Raw genomic sequence first — 19,706 nt, 5'->3', positions numbered from 1 at the left:
ACCCCTCGCAATGGTCTAGTTTCAAGGGCGTAAGCCATTGATCAACTTGCGGAGGTACGCCATGCCAGTGAAACACGACCTGTATCAGGATTTGGGCTTGAGCAAGGAAGCCGTTCACGAACGCAGGGCAAGCGATAAACGCCTGGACTCGCTGCTCACCCAATACGACGCAGCTGACGCGCTGGTGCTGAAGGCGGAATCGGCCAGTGCCAGTGACGAGGATGTGGAGAAGCTGAAGAAGAAACGCTTGTTGGTCAAAGACGAGATCGTGGGACGGTTGGGCTAAACGGCCCGTCCTGCGCTGGACGGTAATATTTGTTCAGATTTATCTGAGAGACAGGGCGCATCTCACTGCCTATGATGCCGCCCGCCCACCCGGCTCAGGGGACTTAAACGGCGCAAGGATTGCGCTGGTGAGCCGGGTGGGCTCTTTCGATACTCATGTAGGCAAAGCACGATCAAAGCGTCCTGCAGAAAACACTGAAAGCGGGACGTTTGGTTGCTGTCCAGTTGCCAGCTTGGCTAAAGCATCACCTATGGCTGGCGCGAATTTGAAACCGTGGCCTGAGCATGCAGATGCGAAATAAACTGAGTGCAGGTTCTTGGATTTACCGATCAAGAATGACTCGTCCTTGCTCATGGTATAGAGACAGTTTTTAGCTTTAGTAGGTGAATGTTCAAGCTCCGGAAATATTGACTCAACCGTCGCGGCTAATGCGCTCAAATACCTCTTTTTCACCGGAGTGTTGTTCCAGTCAGGAGCAATAGGTGTTTGCTGTCGATTGTGAAACCCTATTTTGACGCCTGGTTCATTGCTGACAATTGATGGAACTCCGTAAAGGAGGCCCCCGTCCACGCACTCGTAGAGAAATACGGGAAAGTGCTCCATTGAGAATAATATTCCTGAGTCGATTTTTGGCGTGAACCAATATACGGGTACCTGCCGCGGCTCCAGAAAGTCTGATAGCTCTGGCATGAGGCGGGTGGTTATCCAGGGGCCTGCTGTGACTAACGCCGCTCTCGCAAAATGAATACGCCCGCTTCTGGTGGCCACGCGCACTCCCGCGGTATGGTTTTCGAGGCTTACTACCGTGTCGCCAAACTCCATAATCGCCCCCGAGCGAACGGCTTCATTCAGCATGTTTCATTGTGCGTTCTTCTTTATGGCTGTCGCGGTTTTATGAGGTCGTAAGTAATGAGAATGATCAGTAGGCCGGCTGTTGAAATGATTAATGTAAATGAGGTGTTGGATATTGCTTGCGTGCGCAAAAGTAGTGCCAGGGCGAAAAGTGTAAGGGGTAGTATGAATTGTATAAATCCGGTTATAGAGATTGGTATTTTTCCGGTGGCGTACGAAAACATTAGTAAAGGGATGATGGAGGCCCAGCCCGCCAGCCAGATCAAATGACCTGACTGCGTAGGTAGTTCGTAAGGCCAGACAACAGGCAGCTCAAGAAAAATTGTCACCAGTGCCAGGCAGATAGTCAAAAATAGTGTTTCTATAAGCAAGCCGTTTATTGCATCTAAAGAAGTTAATTTTTTTATATAGGTGTAGGCGCCCCACGTCGAGGCGATTAACAGATAAGTCCAGTGGTTCAGTTGTTTGGCAGATATTATCAGTGCGGCGATTGCGCTAAAGGCAATGACGGTCGATAGCGTTTTTCTTGTGGTCAAGTGTTCGCGGTAAACGACCGCGCCAAGTGCGATGGAGATGAACGGCGCTAGCAGATACCCAAGCCCACTCTCCAAGAGGTATCCGTTAATCGACGCCAAGATAAAGACTGCCCAATTGATAGCGATGAGGATGGATGCAATGGCGTGCAGGCAGATGAGCTTTAGGGTGTAATTCTTTATTTGCTGTGCATGTCGAAAAAATGAGTATAAAACAGATAAGTATAAGTGCGGACAGTACAATTCGATAGCCGACCAATGTTATTGAGGGGAGGTCGCCCAGTGCGCGCCAATAAAGCGATGATAACCCCAGAAGCAGGTTTGCTAATACGGATAGTGTGATTGCTAAGTAGCGGGAAGAGCAATTGTTGTGCTGTGATTTCATGTGGGGTGCCACATCGTGCTATGGGAAAATTCTATGATCTCATATGACCAATAAATGTTTCCGCACTGATCGGTGGCGTAATCAGCTAGATGCTGCCTTGCCCAATTTTCGAACTCGTTTCTTAAGGAGGTTCTTAGTAGTTGCCATTGGGGTGTATAGTAAAGAAGTGGGAGAGTATGGCGCTCCACTAATTTCAGAAATAGGCCAGGTTTCGAAAATAATTCACGAACTAGAGTGTTATTTTCCTGAGTGGTCTCCGGTGCGAAGATCGAAACGCTCACTCCTTCGTTTATGGCGCACGGCAGGTTTGGCATTACTCGGCATATTTGTGATGTCTTTAGTTGGTTTGTTAGCGCTGACAGGTTTATCCCTGCCATGACAGAGATAATGATTCCAGTGTAATGTTCAAGCTGCGGGTTGTTTTCTGAAAATCCCCCAAAGGCTTGGGGTGGGATTGCTATAACTATGGCCTCTGAGATTATTGGGTTGGGTAGGTGTTGTGTCGTTGATATACCTGCATTGATTAATGCATCCCAACGAGTAATGTCCGGGTCTATCACCTGTAGGGCTATAGTTGGGCTGGATTTTTTCAGTCCAATGGCAATAGCACTGCCCATTGGTCCTGCACCAATAATCACGGCACTCGTTATCTCTGTCATAGCACCTCCCGTTCGACAACAATGTCGTTGCGTGTCGGATGTGCATCAGCTTCGTATCGAGTTGGATTTATTTCAAACCATCTTGTTCTGAAAACCACGTAGTCCATTTCTCGTGGTTTATTCGGTGGGGGTACTGGTCACGTCGTAGCTTATTTTCGGAAGTTGAAAAAACATCACCCGCTTTGTCTCTGGCGCAAGGATTGCGCCAGAGACAAAGCGAGCTCTTTATTTTTACGCCAGCAGCGTTTTGATGCACTCATCCATGGAGCGCTGCTGCGTCTCGCCATACAGCTTCAGTTCATCAATCGTCTTGCGCCCCAGCGCCTTCTCGAACTCGCCCTGATTCGAATTGGCCGCGTAGTGGCTCTGCGCCGCATCCCCGAGGTTGGACTGGAAGATACCCGCCGCGCTCACCGGTAGAAAATCCTCGTACACCAGCGGTTCCACATCCACGTGGCCGGCGGCGATCAGTGCTTCCAGGGTGCGTGGTTGATCGGCTTGGCCGCGTGCCGCCAGGCCTTGTTCGGTGGCGAAGTAGCGGAAGTAGGCCAGTTGCTGTTCACGCATCTGCCCATGGTGGTCGGGGAAGGCCTGGAAGTGCTGCTCCATCAAGTCCATATAGCGTGCTGCGTTGCCTTCATTGGGGAATGCGCCCAGCGCATCGCGTGCGGCGTTGAGCAATTGGTCGTAGAGGGCGCGGCCCTTGGGGGTGAGCGCGACGCCGCGCTGTTCAATTTCGCCGAAACGCGCGCTGTGGCTGCCTTGCGCGTCGGTGAAGGCGATGGGCTCGTCGAGGGCCTTGAAGCTGGTCTGGCGCAACAGGATCGGGCAATTGCGCCGGGGTGGGCCTTCGATGACGGCCTTTGGCGTGATGCCTTTGCCGGGCATGGCGGCCTGCACTTGGTCGATGTCCAGGGTGCGCGGGGTGAGGTGGTTGATATGCGGGCCCTTGAAGGCCACCACATCGGCGATCAGGCGATGCTGGTCGCTAAGCTGCTGGTACTGCGCGCCAGTGACGGTGGCGGTGTGGTGCCAGCGGAAGGTTTCCAGGGCCTGGCGGATAAACTCCTCGGCATCCAGGCCGTTGAGGCCGCCGTCCTTTTCCGCTTGTTCGATCAGTGCGAGTGCGCCGGGGGTGAAGATCGCACGTTTGGCCAGGGCGGTTTCGGCGAAGGCGCGCAACGCCGGGTTTTCGATCAGTTCCAGGCGCAGCAACGAGGTGAACACGCGAAACGGGCTGGTTTGCAGCGCGCGCTCATGCACGGCGCGAAATGCAGTCGAATGCACCGGTACGCCGGCTGGGGTCAGGTCGTAGTAGCCCACCGGTTGCATGCCCATCACCGCAAACAGGCGGCTGATGGTCGCCAGTTCCTCGGCGGTGCCCAGGCGGATGGCGCCGTGGCGTTCCATGTCCAAACGCTGGATTTCACCCGTGCGCTGCAGCTGTTGCGCCACGTCCGGTTGGGTGTCGAGTACGTGGGCATTGGTCTCGGCGACCAGCTCCATCAGCGCGCCATACAGGGGAACTTCATCTCGGTACATATCGGACATGGCCTTGGAAAAGCCCTTGCGGATCTCATCGGGGCTGACATGTGCGGTGGTATGCATAGAAAAATTCCTGATGGCTATGGCGATGAAGTTGGCCTTTTTCTGGATTCTGTTGGGCCCCAGGTGCGCTTGCAAACGAAGATTCCTCTGGACTTCATTCTGCAAATGAATGAGATGACCTGAATATGACAAAAAACAGCGGCGCAGAAATTTCATTTTCCTCCGGTTTTCCTAACTAATTCTTCACGGAGTAGGCCCCACCCGCCATGAAAGAATCGTCACGTTTGCAAGGATGAAAACGTCGTTTCGCACATCGCACACATAAAAATATGTTTAGGGGCCGTCGTTAATGAAAATTTCTACACTGGCGTTGTCAATCGCCGCCGCCGTTCTTGCACAACAGGTTTACGCTGATGATTTTGGGCTCGGCTCTCTGGGCACGGGCAACGGTCACAGCGGGTTCCTCGAAGACAGCCATGCGGCCGTCAGCTCGCGGACCATGTACTACAGCGCGGACAACCGCTCGGGGACCAACAACGATCTGCGCGAAGCGGCAACCGCGCTGCGTTTTGACTACAAATCCGGCTACACCCAAGGCACCCTTGGCGTCGGCTTCGACGTGATGGCCTTCGGTGCCCTGCGCCTGGACGGGGGCGATGGTCACACGGCGGGCGCAGGCCTGTCGGGTAACGGCAACAGCTTCTTCCCGACCAAGAACAACGGCACCGAACCTGCCGACTCCTTTGGCCGTGCAGCGGGCAATGTGAAGTTCCGCATTTCCCAGACCGAGTTGCACGTCGGTGGCGGCCTGGCGCCGGTGCTGCCGATCCTGGTGTCGAACGACAGCCGTGTAGCCCCGCAGACCTTTGACGGCGGCATCCTGACCTCGAATGACATTCCCAACGTCACCTTCACTGGCGGTGAGTTGAACCGCGCCGAAGGCCGTGCGTCCAGCAACTCCACCGGCCTGAGCGTGGCCGGTGGCAAGCTCGACAGCGACAGCTTCAAGTTCGGCGGGGTGGACTACAAGCCATTTGGTTCTTCCGACAACACCATCGCGAAAAACCTGACGTTGCAGTACTACTACGCGCAGCTGCAAGACTTCTACAAACAGAACTACGTTGGTCTGGTCCACGTACTGCCGCTGGGCAATGACCAATCGTTCAAGACCGACCTGCGCTACTTCGACAGCACCAGCGACGGCAAGAACGGCGAGAGTGGCTACCAGTTCAACAACAACGGCGGCTACGCCAAGCATGCCGGTGAAGTCGACAACAAAACCTACAGTGCGGCCTTCACCTACCAGTTGGGCGGCAGCAGCTTGATGCTCGGCCATATCGGCGTGGGTGGTGATGGCGGCTTCGTCTGGGTCAACCAGGGCAGCATCGCCGACCCGCACGCACAAGGCGCAGGCGGCAGCGACTTCTACCTGTTCACCGACGCCGTGGTCGGCCAGTTCTCGCGTGCCGGCGAGCAGGTCAACTTTGGCCAGTACACCTATGACTTCAAGGCGTATGTACCGGGCCTGAAGGCTTCCGTCGCGTACCTGGACGGTAAGGACATCAAGTCGGCTGCGGTCGGTGGTGGCCCTGACCAGAAAGAAAACGAGGCTGACTTCCGCCTGGACTACGTGGTGCAGGCCGGTCCTCTGAAGGGCTTCGGCACCACCTTCCGTACCGGTACCTATCACGGTAAAAACACCGGCACTGCGGACCAGGATCAAACCCGCCTGATCTTCAACTACACCTACGCGATCTTCTAAATCCGTAAGTCTTCATGTGCACCCGGACGTCATTGGGTTCTACACTGCCTGTCACCTGATAGGCGATGGAGGACCCGATGACGGCCCGGCTACTTGAAACGATTGAAGGTCAACGCCTGGCCGCGCAAGAGGCCGAGCGCTGGCGCGAGTGGGGCCCGTATTTAAGCGAACGCCAATGGGGCACGGTGCGCGAAGACTACAGCGCCGATGGCGACGCCTGGGCTTACTTCCCCCATGAACATGCGCGCAGCCGCGCCTATCGGTGGGGCGAGGATGGCTTGGCCGGCTTCAGTGACAAGGCCCAACGCTGGTGCCTGGGCCTGGCCGTGTGGAACGAACATGACGCGATCCTCAAGGAGCGCCTGTTCGGCCTGAACAACGCCGAGGGCAACCACGGTGAAGACGTCAAGGAACTGTACTTTTTCCTCGACGGTGTACCGAGCCATGCCTACATGCGCATGCTGTACAAATACCCCCATGCGGCTTTTCCCTACGCTGACCTGATCGCCGAAAACGCGCGACGCGGCCTGGCGGATGCCGAGTATGAAATCCTCGATACCGGCGTGTTCGAAGACAACCGCTATTGCGACGTCAGCGTCGAATACGCCAAGCACCAGCCCGACGATATTTTCATGCGCGTGACCGTGCACAACCGCTCGGACCAGCCGACGCGCCTGCAGGTATTGCCGCAGCTGTGGGCGCGCAATGACTGGAGCTGGACCTTTGATGCGCCCAAGCCGAAGTTGACGCTCGAAGATGACCGCGTGTTGGCCCGCCATCATGAGCTGGGTGATCGTCACCTCAGCGCCTGGGGCCAGGATGGTGTCGAATGGCTGTTCTGTGAAAACGAGAGCAACTTTCCCCGGCTGGACGGGCAAGCGGCAGCGGGGCCGTTCAAGGATGGGATCAACGATTACGTGGTAGGCGGTGTTCAAGGCGCGATTCGCCGCGATGCCGGCACCAAGGTCGCCGCGCGTTTTATCCTTGACCTGGCGGGCCTGGAAAGTCGCACGCTGTACCTGCGATTTGCACCCATCGATGCGCCCGAGGTGAATGCGCGCAAGCTGTTCGAGCTGCGTCGCCAGGAGACTGATGACTTCTACGCCGCCTTGCAGCACGGCATCCAGGATGAAGACGCGCGCAACGTGCAGCGCCAGGCCTTGGCCGGTTTACTATGGTCCAAACAGCTGTATTACTTCGACGTGAACCAATGGCTCGACGGCGATCCCGCCCAACCCGCGCCACCGCCCGAGCGCCTGCACATTCGCAATACCCATTGGCGGCACCTGTCCAATTTCGACATCCTTTCCATGCCCGACACCTGGGAATACCCCTGGTACGCCTCCTGGGACCAGGGCTTCCAGGCGGTGGCCATTGCGCTGATCGACCCGGGGTACGCCAAGCAACAACTGTTGCTGCTGGTGAAAGACCGTTTCATGCACCCCAATGGCCAGCTACCGGCCTACGAATGGCGCTTCGATGACGCCAACCCACCGGTGCATGCCTGGGCCAGCTGGCGGGTGTATCAGCAGGACAAGGCGCTCACCGGTGTAGGCGATCTGGATTTTCTGGAGCGAATCTTCCACAAGCTGCTGCTGAATTTTTCCTGGTGGGTCAACCGCAAGGATGCCGAGGGGCGCAACCTGTTCCAGGGCGGCTTCCTCGGGCTGGACAACATCGCCTTGTTCGACCGCTCGGCCACGCTGCCTTCGGGCTACCAACTGGACCAGGCCGATGGCACCGCGTGGGTCGCGGCGTATGCGCTGGACTTGATGCGCATCGGCCTGGAGTTGGCCAAGCGCAATGCGGTGTACGTGGATATTGCGGTGAAATTCTTCGAGCACTTCCTGTATATCGCCGGTGCCATCAACCGCGTCGATGACAGCGCCGAAGGCCTGTGGGACGAGCAGGACCTATTTTTCTACGATGTGCTGCACCGCCCCGACGGCCAGAACGAACCGGTACGCCTGCGCTCCATTGTCGGCCTGATGCCGCTGTTTGCGGTGCTGGTGCTGGAACAGCGTGAGCATGAAGGCCTGGAAGGGTTGCGTGAGCGCCTGTTGGGCTTCATGCACCACCGGCCGGACCTGGCCAAGCTGGTGTCGCGTTGGAACGAACCGGGGCAGGGCAATCGCCTGTTGCTGGCGTTGCTGCGTGGCGAGCGCACCAAGGACCTGCTGCGGCGCATGCTCGATGAGTCTGAATTCCTCTCGGCATTTGGTGTGCGCTCCGTGTCCAAGGCCTTCACCGAACAACCGCTGGCGCTGAAGATCAACGGTGACACTTTGTGCGCACGCTACCAACCCGGTGAATCCGACTCGCGCTTGTACGGCGGCAACTCCAACTGGCGCGGGCCATTGTGGATGCCGGTGAACTACATGCTGATCGAATCGCTGCGCGAGTTTCACCGCTACTACGCGGATAACTTCTCGGTGGAGTACCCGACGGGCAGCGGTTATCTGTCGTCCCTGGAGGAGGTAGCCGACAGCCTCAGTCAGCGTCTGACGCGACTGTTCCTCAGGGATGAAAACGGCCTGCGACCGTCGATGGCGGGGTACGCGCAGCTGGAAGCGGACCCGTTGAGCCGAGACCTGGTGTTATTCCATGAGTATTTTCATGGCGAAACCGGGCGTGGGCTGGGGGCGTCGCACCAGACGGGGTGGAGTGCACTGGTGGCGTTGTTGTTGCAACCCGGAAACTAACGTGGGAGGGGGCTTGCCCCCGATAGCGGTGGGTCAGCCAACAGATGAGCGGGCTGGTAAACCGACATCGGGAGCAAGCCCCTCCCACAGTGATTCAGGGTTACCCGTGAATCAGGCCGGGAACAGCTCGCTCAGCTTCATGGCCAGCATCATGTCGCCTTCGGCGCGCAGCTTGCCGCCCATGAAGGCTTGCATGCCGTCGGTTTCGCCGCTGACGATGCCTTCCAGGGTTTCGCCATCCATGACCAGGGTCACTTGGGCGTCAGGGTTTTCGCCTTCCAGCAGTTCGCAGGTGCCGTCTTTAACGACCAGCGAGAAATTTTTGCTGTCATCGATACGGAAACCAAACACCAGATCCAGGCCGGCAGCAGCGGCTGGGTTGAATTTGGCTTTCATTGCTTCTACAGCTTTGGCTACTTCAGTCATGGTTTCGATCCTTTAGGGTAGAGTCCAGTGACCTTGGGGTCACGGTTGGCCGCAGTTCATCGGAACGTGATGAGCTGCGGCGCCTTCAACAGTTGCAAGTGGGTATGGCTGTTGAAGGAAGCCAGTGCCACCTCGCGACCGCGGAATTTCAGCTGGTTGAGCGAGGTGTTAACAATTTGCCAGTTCAGTTCGAACGCCTGGGCGGCAGGCATTCGGGTAATCAGGTGGAGCAGGGCGGTGATGGTGCCGCCGGAGGTGAACACCGCGATTTTCTGCGTGTTGTCCGCCGCCTCAAGAATACGTTGCAGGCCACCCTGGACACGCTCCACGAACCCCAGCCAGCTCTCCAGCCCAGGCGGGTCATAGGTGCCGGCCAGCCAGCGCTCGATGATCAAGGCGAAGATGCGCTGGAATTCACCGCGGTTCTGCGCGGCGTTGCGCAAAATATCCAGGGCATGGGGCTCGGTGTGGAGCAGGTCGGGGAGCAGCGCGCGAATGATGGCTTCACCATCGAATTCGTTAAAGGCTGTGTCGATTTCCAGCGGTGGCACCGGCAGGCCAACGGCGCTGTATTGGTCGAACGTGGCGGTGGCCGTGTGCTGTTGGCGGCGCAGGTCACCTGAGACGCAACGATCAAACACCAGGCCCAGGTCTGCCAGGTGGCGACCGAGCACCTGCGCTTGTTCCACGCCGACGGGCGACAGGACGTCATAGTCGTCTGCACCGAAGGAGGCCTGGCCATGTCGAATCAGATAGATGCTGCCCACGTCCGTTTTCCCGGTACGTTGAAAGTCTGGCGAGGTTATGAGGATGCCAGGGACCTGTCAATGAAAAAACATACGCTTGTTTTAAAAGCGCCTTAGAGCCCGCCTGCTGGCGGTTTGAGCACTGGCCCGAACGCAGTGCCGTCGGTATGCTGGGCCAATCCGCGCATGGCGCAGTGCTTTTTTAAGGAGACATATGGATTTTTTGGCCGAATACGCGAGCTTTCTGGCGAAGACCGTCACCCTGGTGGTCGCTATTCTGGTGGTATTGATCAGCTTCGCGGCACTGCGCAGCAAAGGCCGTCGCAAAAACGCCGGGCAGTTGCAGGTCAGCAAGCTCAATGATTTCTACAAAGGCCTGCGTGAGCGCCTGGAGTCGAGCCTGCTCGACAAGGACCAGCTCAAGGCCCTGCGCAAGTCCGAAAGCAAAACCGAAAAGAAGAAAGGCAAAACCAAGCCCGAGGCCAAGCCGCGGGTGTTCGTGCTGGATTTCGACGGCGACATCAAGGCCTCGGCCACCGAGAGCCTGCGCCATGAGATCACCGCGCTGCTGAGCCTGGCCACCGCCAAGGATGAAGTGGTGCTGCGTCTGGAGAGCGGCGGCGGCATGGTGCACAGCTATGGCCTGGCCTCGTCGCAGCTGGCGCGTATCCGCCAGGCGGGCGTGCCGTTGACCGTGTGCATCGACAAGGTGGCGGCCAGCGGCGGCTACATGATGGCGTGCATCGGCGAGAAGATCATCAGCGCCCCCTTTGCCATCCTCGGCTCCATCGGGGTGGTGGCGCAGTTGCCCAACGTCAACCGCCTGCTGAAAAAACACGACATCGACTTTGAAGTGCTGACTGCCGGTGAGTACAAACGCACCCTCACGGTATTTGGCGAAAACACCGAGAAGGGTCGCGAAAAATTCCAGGAAGACCTGGACATCACCCATCAGCTGTTCAAGAACTTCGTCTCGCGCTATCGCCCACAACTGGCGATCGATGATGTAGCGACCGGAGAAGTGTGGCTGGGCGTTGCTGCGCTGGATAAGCAACTGGTCGACGAGCTGCAAACCAGTGACGAATACCTGGCCACCAAGGCCAAGACCGCTGACGTCTTCCACCTGCACTACGCCGAGCGTAAGAGCTTGCAGGAGCGCGTGGGCCTGGCAGCCAGTGGTTCGGTGGACCGGGTGTTGCTGACCTGGTGGAATCGGTTGACCCAACAGCGGTTCTGGTAATTCCAGAATGTAGCTAATCCCCTTGTGGGAGGGGCACCGCCCCTCCCACAGTGTTGATCAGGCTTTGGTCGTTCAGCGATACAGATCTTGTAATAGTTTTGCGTTGTAGGAAATTTATGTTTCGCCTGTAGGATTCAAGTCCTTTTGTTATTTCAGGACTTGCATGAACACCCTCTCGGAGCCTCCCAGTCGTCTTCCCCCAAGACATCCGCTGTTGCCGTTCCCCCTGAAGCACCCCGTATTCCGACTGCTAACCTTGTCCCGGTCCACTGACCGCGCATTGCCGTGTCCGGCATTCTGAAATCTATACAGAGACTCTATAAATGGAATGGTTAGCGGATCCAACGGCCTGGCTCGGCTTGTTGACCTTGATTGTGCTGGAACTGGTGCTGGGCATCGACAACCTGGTGTTTATTGCGATCCTGGCGGACAAGCTGCCGCCGGAGCAGCGCGACCGTGCGCGGTTGATCGGTTTGTCCCTGGCACTGCTGATGCGCCTGGGCTTGCTGGCGAGTATCTCCTGGTTGGTGACCCTCACCCAGCCGCTGTTCGAGGTGTTCGACAAGAGCTTCTCCGGGCGTGACCTGATCATGCTGTTTGGTGGTGTGTTCCTGTTGTTCAAGGCCACCATGGAGCTGCATGAGCGCCTGGAAGGCCATGTCGCGCAGCGTTCAGGCAATGTGGCGTATGCGATGTTCTGGCCGATCGTGGCGCAGATCGTGGTGCTCGACGCAGTGTTCTCCCTCGACGCAGTGATTACTGCGGTGGGCATGGTCGATGAGTTGGCGGTGATGATGATCGCGGTGATCGTGTCGATCGGCCTGATGATCGTTGCGAGCAAGCCCTTGACCCGCTTCGTCAATGCCCACCCCACGGTGATCATGCTGTGCCTGGGCTTCCTGATGATGATTGGTTTTGCCCTGACCGCCGAAGGCCTGGGCTTCCATATTCCCAAGGGCTACCTGTATGCGGCGATTGGTTTCTCGATTCTGATCGAAGTGTTCAACCAGATTGCCCGGGCCCGTCGCAAGAAGTCTGCCCAGGGTGTGCTGCCGGTGCGTGAGCGTACGGCCCATGCGGTGATGCGTTTGCTCGGCGGTCGCAGCCTGGCGGTAGAGGAAGTGGGTGAAGAGGTGGCCGACCTGCTGGGTGAGCCGGATGCCACGCAGGGCCCGCTGTTCGACCGGCGCGAGCGCGTGATGATCAGTGGTGTGCTGCAACTGGCCGAACGACCGATTCGCACCTTGATGACGCCGCGTGCCAAGGTTGACTGTATCGATCTGGCGGACGACCCCGACAGTATCCGCCTGAAGCTGATGCATTCGTCTTACTCGCGCCTGCCGCTGATCCGCAACGGTGCTGTTGATGAGCCATTGGGCTTTGTGCACAAAAAGGAACTGCTCAAGGAATACCTGGCCGGTAACGAGCCGAACCTGGAGCACCTGGCGCGCCGGGCGATCAACCTGCTGGAGAGTTTTTCGATCCTCAATGCCTTGGAGCAGATGCGCCAGGAGTCCACGCATATCGCCTTCGTGATCAATGAATTCGGGGATTTCATGGGGGTATTGAGCATGACCGACATTCTCGAGTCCATCGCCGGTGAGTTGCCGGACGCCAGCGAAATAGAGGGGCCGGATATCGTTGAAGAGGGCGATGGCTACCGCGCCAATGGTGCCTTGAACCTCAACCTGGTGCGCCAGCGCACCGGCTTCAAGGCTGCCGCGACCGAGGATTATCAAACCCTGGCGGGCTTGGTCATGAGCCTGCTTGACCGTCTGCCGGTGGTGGGTGATAGCCTCGAACATGAGGGCTGGCGCCTGACGGTGGCGGCGGTGGAGGAGCGGCGGGTGACGCAGGTGCACCTGGTGCCCATGCACTCCGTGTAATCATTGCTGGGTGTACTGCTCGAAGGCTTTCTCGAGCGCCTGTTCGGCGAGCCCCGGGAGGATTTCGAGCAGCACCTGATTGCTGTAGATCAACAGCGTCGGAATGCGTTCGACGCTGGGGTGGCCCGGCGTGCGCTCACAGTCGAGGATCAGGATTTTGGCCCGGTCCTTATAGCGGTCGCTGATACGGATAAAGCGCGGCATGGCGTCACTGCAGGCGGCGCATCCGGTTGATATGAACACCACAAACACCGGCAGCGGGGTGTCCAGTTCGCGTTCAAATTCAGCCTTGTCGTTAACCACGGCGTTGACATATTGCATGGGCGGCTCCTCCCTGTTGCTCATTCGCTTACGCTAGGTCGTTGGGCCGCCCCCGTCTACTGTCAAACTTCACAGTTGCGCCTCGCGCTCCACGCGTTCGCGCGCCTTGCGCGCCTGGCTCGCACACTTCTTGTATTCCTCATTGTCCCTGGAGGCCTTGGCCCGACGATAGCCGTGGTGATTCTGGCTGGTGTAGTCGGTGCTGAAGGCCTCCTTGAGCTTGCGCAATTCTTCTTTGCATTCACGGCGGTCGTTGCTGGCCGAGGCGTTGCTTGCTGCCAGCAGGCCCAGTAAAACCAGGGTGAGGCGATATTTCATAGGACTGTCCTTGTCGACAGGAATGTGCCAAGGCTAGCCCACACTCAACCTCCTGCCAAACCTTCCCCACGCTTTTGTGGCGAACGGGCTTGCCCGCGTTGGACTGCGCAGGAGCCGATGTTTGGGGCCGCTACGCGACCCAACGCGGGCAAGCCCGCTCGCCACAGGAGGCTGGGTGTGTGTGCGCACTGGCGTGGTGCGGGGTAACGCCGGGGTGGTGCGTGCAAACCGGCCTGTCACCCCAGCGTGGGGCCTTGGGTAGCAACGTGATTGTAGGTGCTGGCGCAACGCCTTATTGCCTCAAGATATTTATCCATCTGATTTAAAACGAATTTATCTCCGGCATATGTTTCTGTTAGCGCGTGTGGCACACTTTCTGCTGTCTATTCCGTTGTTACATACTAAGTTCCGGTATAGCGGAATACACAACTCCTGGAGTGCTTGTCATGCATCACCGACCTTCCGTGTTCAAAGCGTGTGTTTTTCTCTTCGCCGCATCGGCTTCCCTCGCCAGCCTCGTGCAGGCGGCGGACAGCAAGCTCGATGATGTGCTCAAGCGTGGGCACCTGATCGTGGGTACAGGCAGTACCAATGCGCCGTGGCACTTCCAGGGAGCGGATGGCAAGTTGCAGGGGTTTGATATCGACATCGGCCGCATCGTGGCCAAGGGTCTGTTCAACGACCCGAGCAAGGTCGAGTTTGTGGTGCAGTCGTCCGACGCACGGATTCCCAACCTGCTGACCGACAAGGTCGACATGAGTTGCCAGTTCATCACCGTCACCGCCAGCCGTGCGCAGCAGGTTGCCTTCACCCTGCCGTACTACCGCGAAGGCGTGGGCCTGCTGCTGCCGAACAACAGCAAGTACAAAGAGATCGAAGACCTGCAAGCCGCCGGCGATGGCGTGACCGTGGCCGTGCTGCAAAACGTGTATGCCGAAGAGCTGGTGCACCAGGCCCTGCCCAAGGCCAAGGTCGACCAGTACGACAGCGTCGACCTGATGTATCAGGCCGTGAACTCTGGCCGCGCCGATGCCGCCGCCACCGACCAGTCCTCGGTCAAATACCTGATGGTGCAGAACCCAGGCCGCTACCGCAGCCCGAGCTACGCCTGGAGCCCGCAAACCTACGCGTGCGCCGTCAAGCGTGGCGACCAGGACTGGCTGAACTTCGTCAACACCGCGCTGCATGAAGCCATGACCGGTGTGGAGTTCCCGACCTACAAGGCCTCGTTCAAGCAATGGTTCGGCGTGGATCTGCCGGAACCTGCGATCGGCTTTCCTGTTGAGTTCAAGTAATTCGTAAAAGCCGGGGCGCCGCTGACGGCGCCCGTTTTAGGTACTGTTGACCATGAACTATCAGTTGAACTTTGCCGCCGTGTGGCGCGATTTCGACACCTTGCTGGCGGGGCTCGGTCTGGGCCTTACGCTGGCGTTGATTTCGATCGCCATCGGTTGCGTCATCGGCATGTTGATGGCATTTGCCATGCTGTCCAAACACCGTGCACTGCGCATCTTCGCCTCGGTGTACGTGACGGTGGTACGCAATACGCCGATCCTCGTATTGATCCTGTTGATCTACTTCGCCTTGCCGAGCCTGGGCATCCGCCTGGACAAGATCCCCTCGTTCATCATCACCCTGTCGTTGTATGCCGGTGCCTACCTGACTGAAGTGTTCCGTGCAGGGCTGTTGAATATTCCCAAGGGGCTGCGCGAAGCCGGGTTGGCCATCGGTTTGGGTGAGTGGCGCATCCGCGCGTACATCACCGTGCCGGTGATGCTGCGCAACGTGCTGCCCGCGCTGTCGAACAACTTTATCTCGCTGTTCAAGGACACCTCGCTGGCCGCTGCGATTGCGGTGCCGGAGCTGACCTATTACGCCCGCAAGATCAACGTCGAAAGCTACCGGGTGATTGAAACCTGGCTGGTCACGACCGCGCTCTACGTGGCTGCCTGTTACCTCATTGCCATGCTGCTCCGTTACCTGGAACAGCGTCTGGCGATCCGTCGTTAAGGAAGGTTTCCATGTACGAATCCCCCAGCTGGTTGCATGAGTTGTGGATCGCCCGGGACACCCTCTGGGCGGGCTTTCAGGCCAGTGTGTATGTGTCGGCGCTGGCGATTATCTTTGGCACCCTGATCGGTATTGTCGCCGGGTTGATCCTGACCTACGGCAAATTCTGGATGCGTGCACCGTTTCGCCTGTATGTCGACCTGATCCGTGGCACACCGGTGTTTGTGCTGGTGCTGGCGTGTTTCTACATGCTGCCGGCGCTCGGTTGGCAGATCACCGCGTTCCAGGCCGGTGCGGTAGGGCTCACGCTGTTCTGTGGCTCCCACGTTTCGGAAATCGTACGCGGCGCGCTGCAAGCCATTCCCCGTGGGCAACTGGAAGCGGGCAAGGCGATTGGCCTGACGTTCTACCAATCCCTGGGCTACGTGCTGTTGCCTCAGGCGCTGCGCCAGATCCTGCCGACCTGGGTCAACTCTTCCACGGAAATCGTCAAGGCCTCGACCTTGCTCTCGGTGATCGGTGTGGCCGAGCTGCTGCTGAGTACCCAGCAAGTCATTGCACGAACCTTCATGACCCTGGAGTTCTATCTGTTCGCCGGGTTTCTGTTCTTTGTCATCAACTACGCCATTGAATTATTCGGGCGCTACATTGAAAAGCGGGTGGCCTTGCCATGAACCAACCTCAAACAACCCAACCGCTGCTGAACATTCGTGGCTTGCGCAAACAGTACGGCCAGGTCGAAGTGCTGAAGGGCGTCGACCTGTCCATGCAGCGCGGCAACGTGGTCACGTTGATCGGCTCCAGCGGCTCGGGCAAGACCACGCTGCTGCGCTGCGTGAACCTGCTGGAAGAATTCCAGGGTGGGCAGATCACCCTGGATGGCGAGTCCATCGGCTACAGCGAAATCGCCGGCAAGCGTGTGCGTCACCCCGAGCGCGTGATTGCCCAGCACCGCGCTATGACTGGCATGGCGTTCCAGCAGTTCAACTTGTTCCCGCATTTGACCGCCTTGCAAAACGTCACCCTCGGCCTGCTCAAGGTCAAGAAGATGGGCAAGGACGAAGCCGTGGCCCTGGCCGAAAAATGGCTGGACCGCGTTGGCTTGCTCGAGCGCCGTAATCACTTCCCCGGCCAGTTGTCCGGCGGCCAGCAGCAGCGTGTGGCGATTGCCCGTGCAATTGCGATGAACCCCAGCCTGATGCTGTTCGACGAAGTGACCTCGGCCCTCGACCCAGAGTTGGTGGGCGAGGTGCTCAGCGTGATCAAGGGCCTGGCGGAAGAGGGCATGACCATGTTGCTGGTCACCCACGAAATGCGTTTTGCCTATGAAGTGTCGGACAAGATCGTCTTCATGAACCAGGGGCGTATCGAAGAGCAGGGCACCTCGAAGGACATCTTCGAACGCCCGCAATCGCCGCGCCTGGCGGAATTTCTCAAGAACATTCGTTTTTAATCAGGAGCACATTTTATGAGCATTACTCGTTACGGTGCCGGCAGCACAGCCGGCGGTGGTCAGCCGCGTCCTTTCGCCCGCGCGGTGGAAGCGGACGGCTGGCTCTACGTCTCGGGCCAGGTGCCGGCGGTGGACGGTGAAATCATCACCGGCGGCATCATCGAGCAAACACGCCAGACCATGCGCAACGTGGTAGCGATCCTCGAAGAAGCCGGCTACGAGCTCAAAGACGTGGTGCGCGTTGGCGTGTGGCTGGAAGACCCGCGCGACTTTTGGAGTTTCAACAAAGTCTTCGGCGAATACTTCACCCCCGAACACGCCCCGGCGCGGGCCTGTGTGCAGGCCAACATGATGGTGGACTGCAAGGTGGAGATTGATTGCGTGGCTTACAAGAAAAAGGGCTAAATGCAGCGATCTATTGATCGCTACATACCCAATGTGGGAGCGGGCTTGCTCGCGAATGCAGTAGATCAGTTGCAGATGCATTCACTGACACACCGCATTCGCGAGCAAGCCCGCTCCCACAGGGGATCTGTGTTGATAGCAACACCTTTTAACCGGACCGAACTGCCATGACCGAAGACACCATCAAACGCCGCGCCAAAGGCCTCGACCGTGCGTTCGATATCCTCGATTTTCTCAAGGAAATCGGCCAGCCCCTGCGCCCGAATGATATCGCCAGCGGCATCGGCAGCCCCAAATCCACGGTCTACGAATTGGTCGCGTCGCTGCTTGAACGACGCATCCTGGAAACGGTGGGCAAGGACGGTCACGTCTATCTGGGCCGCCAGCTGTACTTTCTCGGCCAGGCGCACTTGCGTCATTTCGACCTGACCCGCGAGGCCGACCACGCCCTGCAGGAGATCGTCAGCCAGACCCACGAAACCGCGCAGATGTGCTTGCTCAACGGGCGCAAATACACGGTGGCGCTGATGCGCGAAGGCGAGCGGCATTTTCGTATTTCCTCGGATATCGGTGAAAACGCACCGATCCCTTGGACGGCCTCCGGGCGCCTGCTGCTGGGGCACTTGAGCGACCAGCAGATCATCGATCTGATCGACCACGACGACTTTATCCTGCCGGACGGCCAGCGCCTGCCATTGGACACCTTCCTGGCTCAGATCCGTCAGGCCACCCTCGATGGGTTCTTTTCCTTCGACAGTGTGGCCGACACCTTTACCCATTGCTTTGCCGCCCCGGTGCGGGACGCGCAGGGCATCAGCATTGCGACTTTGTGCATCGTCGCCCCACGGGCCGACGCGATCAAAAATTACAACGACTATCGCCGGGTGTTGATCGACAGCGCCAACAACCTGGCCCGTCGCATCAACGAATAGGAGTTTTTATGTCTGCCCTCAATGCCGTTGAAAAGGGCGCCGCCGCCGTCGGTGCCCATCTGGTCCGCGACGTCAGCCTGCCGGCCCTGGTGCTGCACCGCGACGCCCTGGAACACAATATTCGCTGGATGCAGGACTTTGTCAGCCAGAGCGGCGCCGAACTCGCGCCCCATGGCAAAACCAGCATGATGCCGGCGCTGTTCCAGCGCCAGATCGCCCACGGCGCCTGGGGCATCACCCTGGCCAATGCCGTGCAGACCCGCGCGGCCTACGCCGGTGGTGTGCGCCGTGTGTTGATGGCCAACCAATTGGTGGGCGCGCCGAATATGGCGTTGATCGCCGACCTGTTGGCCGACCAGGCTTTCGACTTTCACTGCATGGTCGACCACCCGGACAACGTCGCCGACCTGGGCCTGTTTTTCGCCGCCCGTGGCCTGCGCCTGAACGTGATGATCGAATATGGCGTGGTCGGCGGCCGTTGCGGTTGCCGCAGCGAGCAGGAAGTGCGCGACCTGGCCAAGGCGATCAAGGCCCAGCCGGCGTTGGCCCTGACCGGTATCGAAGGTTATGAAGGTGTGATCCATGGCGAGCACGCCATCAGCGGTATTCGCGCGTTCGCTGCGAGCCTGGTGCGCCTGGCCGTCGACCTGCAGAACAATGGCTCGTTCGACCTGCCCAAGCCTATCGTCACCGCCTCGGGCTCGGCCTGGTATGACCTGATCGCCGAGTCGTTTGAAGAGCAGAACGCCGCCGGACGTTTCCTCAGCGTATTGCGCCCGGGCAGCTATGTGGCCCACGACCACGGTATCTACAAAGAGGCGCAATGCTGCGTACTCGACCGCCGCAGCGACCTCAACGAAGGCCTGCGTCCGGCCCTGGAAGTCTGGGCCCATGTGCAATCGTTGCCCGAGCCAGGCTTTGCGGTGATCGCCCTGGGCAAACGTGACGTGGCCTACGACGCCGGCTTGCCGGTGCCGCTCAAGCGCTACCGTGCCGGGATTTTGCCGGCCGAAGGCGATGATGTGACCGCGTGCAAGGTCACGGCAGTGATGGACCAGCATGCGTTCATGACGGTGGCCCCAGGCGTCGAGCTGCGTATTGGCGACATCATTTCGTTCGGCACCTCCCACCCTTGCCTGACCTTTGACAAGTGGCAGGTCGGTTGCCTGGTGGATGAGCAGTTGCAGGTGATTGAGTCCCTGCACACCTGCTTCTAGACCGCGTCGCTCCTATCGGGGGCAA

General features: G+C 58.5%; 20 protein-coding genes. 12 read left to right on the top strand and 8 right to left on the bottom strand.

Features of this window, described 5'->3' with window-relative positions; translation table 11 throughout:
* Nucleotides 1–61 precede the first annotated feature (61 nt).
* Entirely contained in the window at nt 62–286 is a 225-nt protein-coding gene (locus CXQ82_RS17930; protein ID WP_101271358.1) for a DUF465 domain-containing protein, read from the top strand.
* Between the two features lie 153 nt (nt 287–439).
* Here the strand turns inward: CXQ82_RS17930 and CXQ82_RS17925 are convergent, their stop codons facing one another.
* From CXQ82_RS17925 to CXQ82_RS17915, 4 genes are all read right to left on the bottom strand, one after another.
* The gene (locus tag CXQ82_RS17925; protein WP_101271356.1) at nt 440–1,141 is read right to left on the bottom strand and encodes an FAD-dependent oxidoreductase; all 702 of its coding nucleotides are present in this window, start codon (nt 1,139–1,141) and stop codon (nt 440–442) included.
* Nucleotides 1,142–1,161: 20 nt separating this feature from the next.
* Complete coding sequence (locus CXQ82_RS17920; protein WP_157832177.1) at nt 1,162–1,749, bottom strand: hypothetical protein; 588 nt, start codon at nt 1,747–1,749, stop codon at nt 1,162–1,164.
* Between the two features lie 303 nt (nt 1,750–2,052).
* Nucleotides 2,053–2,715, bottom strand: coding sequence for an NAD(P)-binding domain-containing protein (locus tag CXQ82_RS31305; RefSeq protein ID WP_157832176.1), 663 nt, complete (start codon nt 2,713–2,715; stop codon nt 2,053–2,055).
* 231 nt (nt 2,716–2,946) lie between these two features.
* Nucleotides 2,947–4,323, bottom strand: coding sequence for a VOC family protein (locus tag CXQ82_RS17915; RefSeq protein WP_101271352.1), 1,377 nt, complete (start codon nt 4,321–4,323; stop codon nt 2,947–2,949).
* 289 nt (nt 4,324–4,612) lie between these two features.
* Between CXQ82_RS17915 and CXQ82_RS17910 the strand changes: the two genes are divergently transcribed.
* Together CXQ82_RS17910 and CXQ82_RS17905 are read left to right on the top strand one after the other, a co-directional pair.
* Complete coding sequence (locus CXQ82_RS17910) at nt 4,613–6,025, top strand: OprD family outer membrane porin (RefSeq protein WP_101271350.1); 1,413 nt, start codon at nt 4,613–4,615, stop codon at nt 6,023–6,025.
* Between the two features lie 65 nt (nt 6,026–6,090).
* On the top strand, nt 6,091–8,727 hold the full coding sequence (locus CXQ82_RS17905; protein WP_371917322.1) for a glucosidase: 2,637 nt from the start codon (nt 6,091–6,093) through the stop codon (nt 8,725–8,727).
* Between the two features lie 111 nt (nt 8,728–8,838).
* Here CXQ82_RS17905 and CXQ82_RS17900 read toward each other — a convergent pair whose 3' ends face one another.
* On the bottom strand, nt 8,839–9,153 hold the full coding sequence (locus tag CXQ82_RS17900) for an SCP2 sterol-binding domain-containing protein (RefSeq protein WP_101271346.1): 315 nt from the start codon (nt 9,151–9,153) through the stop codon (nt 8,839–8,841).
* A 56-nt stretch (nt 9,154–9,209) separates the two neighbouring features.
* Nucleotides 9,210–9,920 carry a histidine phosphatase family protein gene (locus CXQ82_RS17895; protein WP_101271344.1) on the bottom strand — a complete coding sequence of 237 codons (711 nt, stop codon included), beginning with the start codon at nt 9,918–9,920 and terminating at the stop codon, nt 9,210–9,212.
* Between the two features lie 193 nt (nt 9,921–10,113).
* On the opposite strand from CXQ82_RS17895, the gene sohB reads away from it, so the two are divergent.
* Entirely contained in the window at nt 10,114–11,139 is a 1,026-nt protein-coding gene (sohB, locus tag CXQ82_RS17890; RefSeq protein WP_101271342.1) for a protease SohB, read from the top strand.
* 323 nt (nt 11,140–11,462) lie between these two features.
* Nucleotides 11,463–13,025, top strand: coding sequence for a TerC family protein (locus tag CXQ82_RS17885; RefSeq protein ID WP_101271340.1), 1,563 nt, complete (start codon nt 11,463–11,465; stop codon nt 13,023–13,025).
* Here CXQ82_RS17885 and CXQ82_RS17880 read toward each other — a convergent pair whose 3' ends face one another.
* Together CXQ82_RS17880 and CXQ82_RS17875 are read right to left on the bottom strand one after the other, a co-directional pair.
* A complete protein-coding gene (locus CXQ82_RS17880) occupies nt 13,026–13,346 on the bottom strand; it encodes a co-chaperone YbbN (RefSeq protein ID WP_101271338.1) in 321 nt (106 codons plus the stop codon).
* Nucleotides 13,347–13,415: 69 nt separating this feature from the next.
* Nucleotides 13,416–13,664 carry a hypothetical protein gene (locus CXQ82_RS17875; protein WP_101271336.1) on the bottom strand — a complete coding sequence of 83 codons (249 nt, stop codon included), beginning with the start codon at nt 13,662–13,664 and terminating at the stop codon, nt 13,416–13,418.
* A 446-nt stretch (nt 13,665–14,110) separates the two neighbouring features.
* Here CXQ82_RS17875 and CXQ82_RS17870 point away from each other — a divergent pair, with 446 nt between their 5' ends.
* The 7 genes from CXQ82_RS17870 (at nt 14,111) to CXQ82_RS17840 (ending at nt 19,681) form a co-directional block, all read left to right on the top strand.
* Nucleotides 14,111–14,959: a transporter substrate-binding domain-containing protein gene (locus CXQ82_RS17870; RefSeq protein WP_101271334.1), complete on the top strand. Its 849-nt coding sequence runs from the start codon at nt 14,111–14,113 to the stop codon at nt 14,957–14,959.
* A gap of 52 nt (nt 14,960–15,011) precedes the next feature.
* The gene (locus CXQ82_RS17865) at nt 15,012–15,674 is read left to right on the top strand and encodes an amino acid ABC transporter permease (RefSeq protein WP_101271332.1); all 663 of its coding nucleotides are present in this window, start codon (nt 15,012–15,014) and stop codon (nt 15,672–15,674) included.
* Nucleotides 15,675–15,685: 11 nt separating this feature from the next.
* Nucleotides 15,686–16,348 carry an amino acid ABC transporter permease gene (locus CXQ82_RS17860; RefSeq protein ID WP_025857548.1) on the top strand — a complete coding sequence of 221 codons (663 nt, stop codon included), beginning with the start codon at nt 15,686–15,688 and terminating at the stop codon, nt 16,346–16,348.
* Entirely contained in the window at nt 16,345–17,127 is a 783-nt protein-coding gene (locus tag CXQ82_RS17855) for an amino acid ABC transporter ATP-binding protein (RefSeq protein ID WP_101271330.1), read from the top strand. Before CXQ82_RS17860 ends, CXQ82_RS17855 begins: the two co-directional genes overlap by 4 nt.
* 15 nt (nt 17,128–17,142) lie before the next feature.
* A complete protein-coding gene (locus CXQ82_RS17850) occupies nt 17,143–17,532 on the top strand; it encodes a RidA family protein (RefSeq protein WP_010210958.1) in 390 nt (129 codons plus the stop codon).
* A 167-nt stretch (nt 17,533–17,699) separates the two neighbouring features.
* Nucleotides 17,700–18,464, top strand: coding sequence for an IclR family transcriptional regulator (locus CXQ82_RS17845; RefSeq protein ID WP_101271328.1), 765 nt, complete (start codon nt 17,700–17,702; stop codon nt 18,462–18,464).
* Nucleotides 18,465–18,472: 8 nt separating this feature from the next.
* Nucleotides 18,473–19,681: an amino acid deaminase gene (locus CXQ82_RS17840; RefSeq protein ID WP_101271326.1), complete on the top strand. Its 1,209-nt coding sequence runs from the start codon at nt 18,473–18,475 to the stop codon at nt 19,679–19,681.
* Nucleotides 19,682–19,706 lie beyond the last annotated feature (25 nt).

The sequence above is a fragment of the Pseudomonas sp. S09G 359 genome (assembly GCF_002843605.1).
Classification (GTDB): Bacteria; Pseudomonadota; Gammaproteobacteria; order Pseudomonadales; family Pseudomonadaceae; genus Aquipseudomonas.
This window is presented reverse-complemented; position numbering and strand designations above follow the sequence as displayed.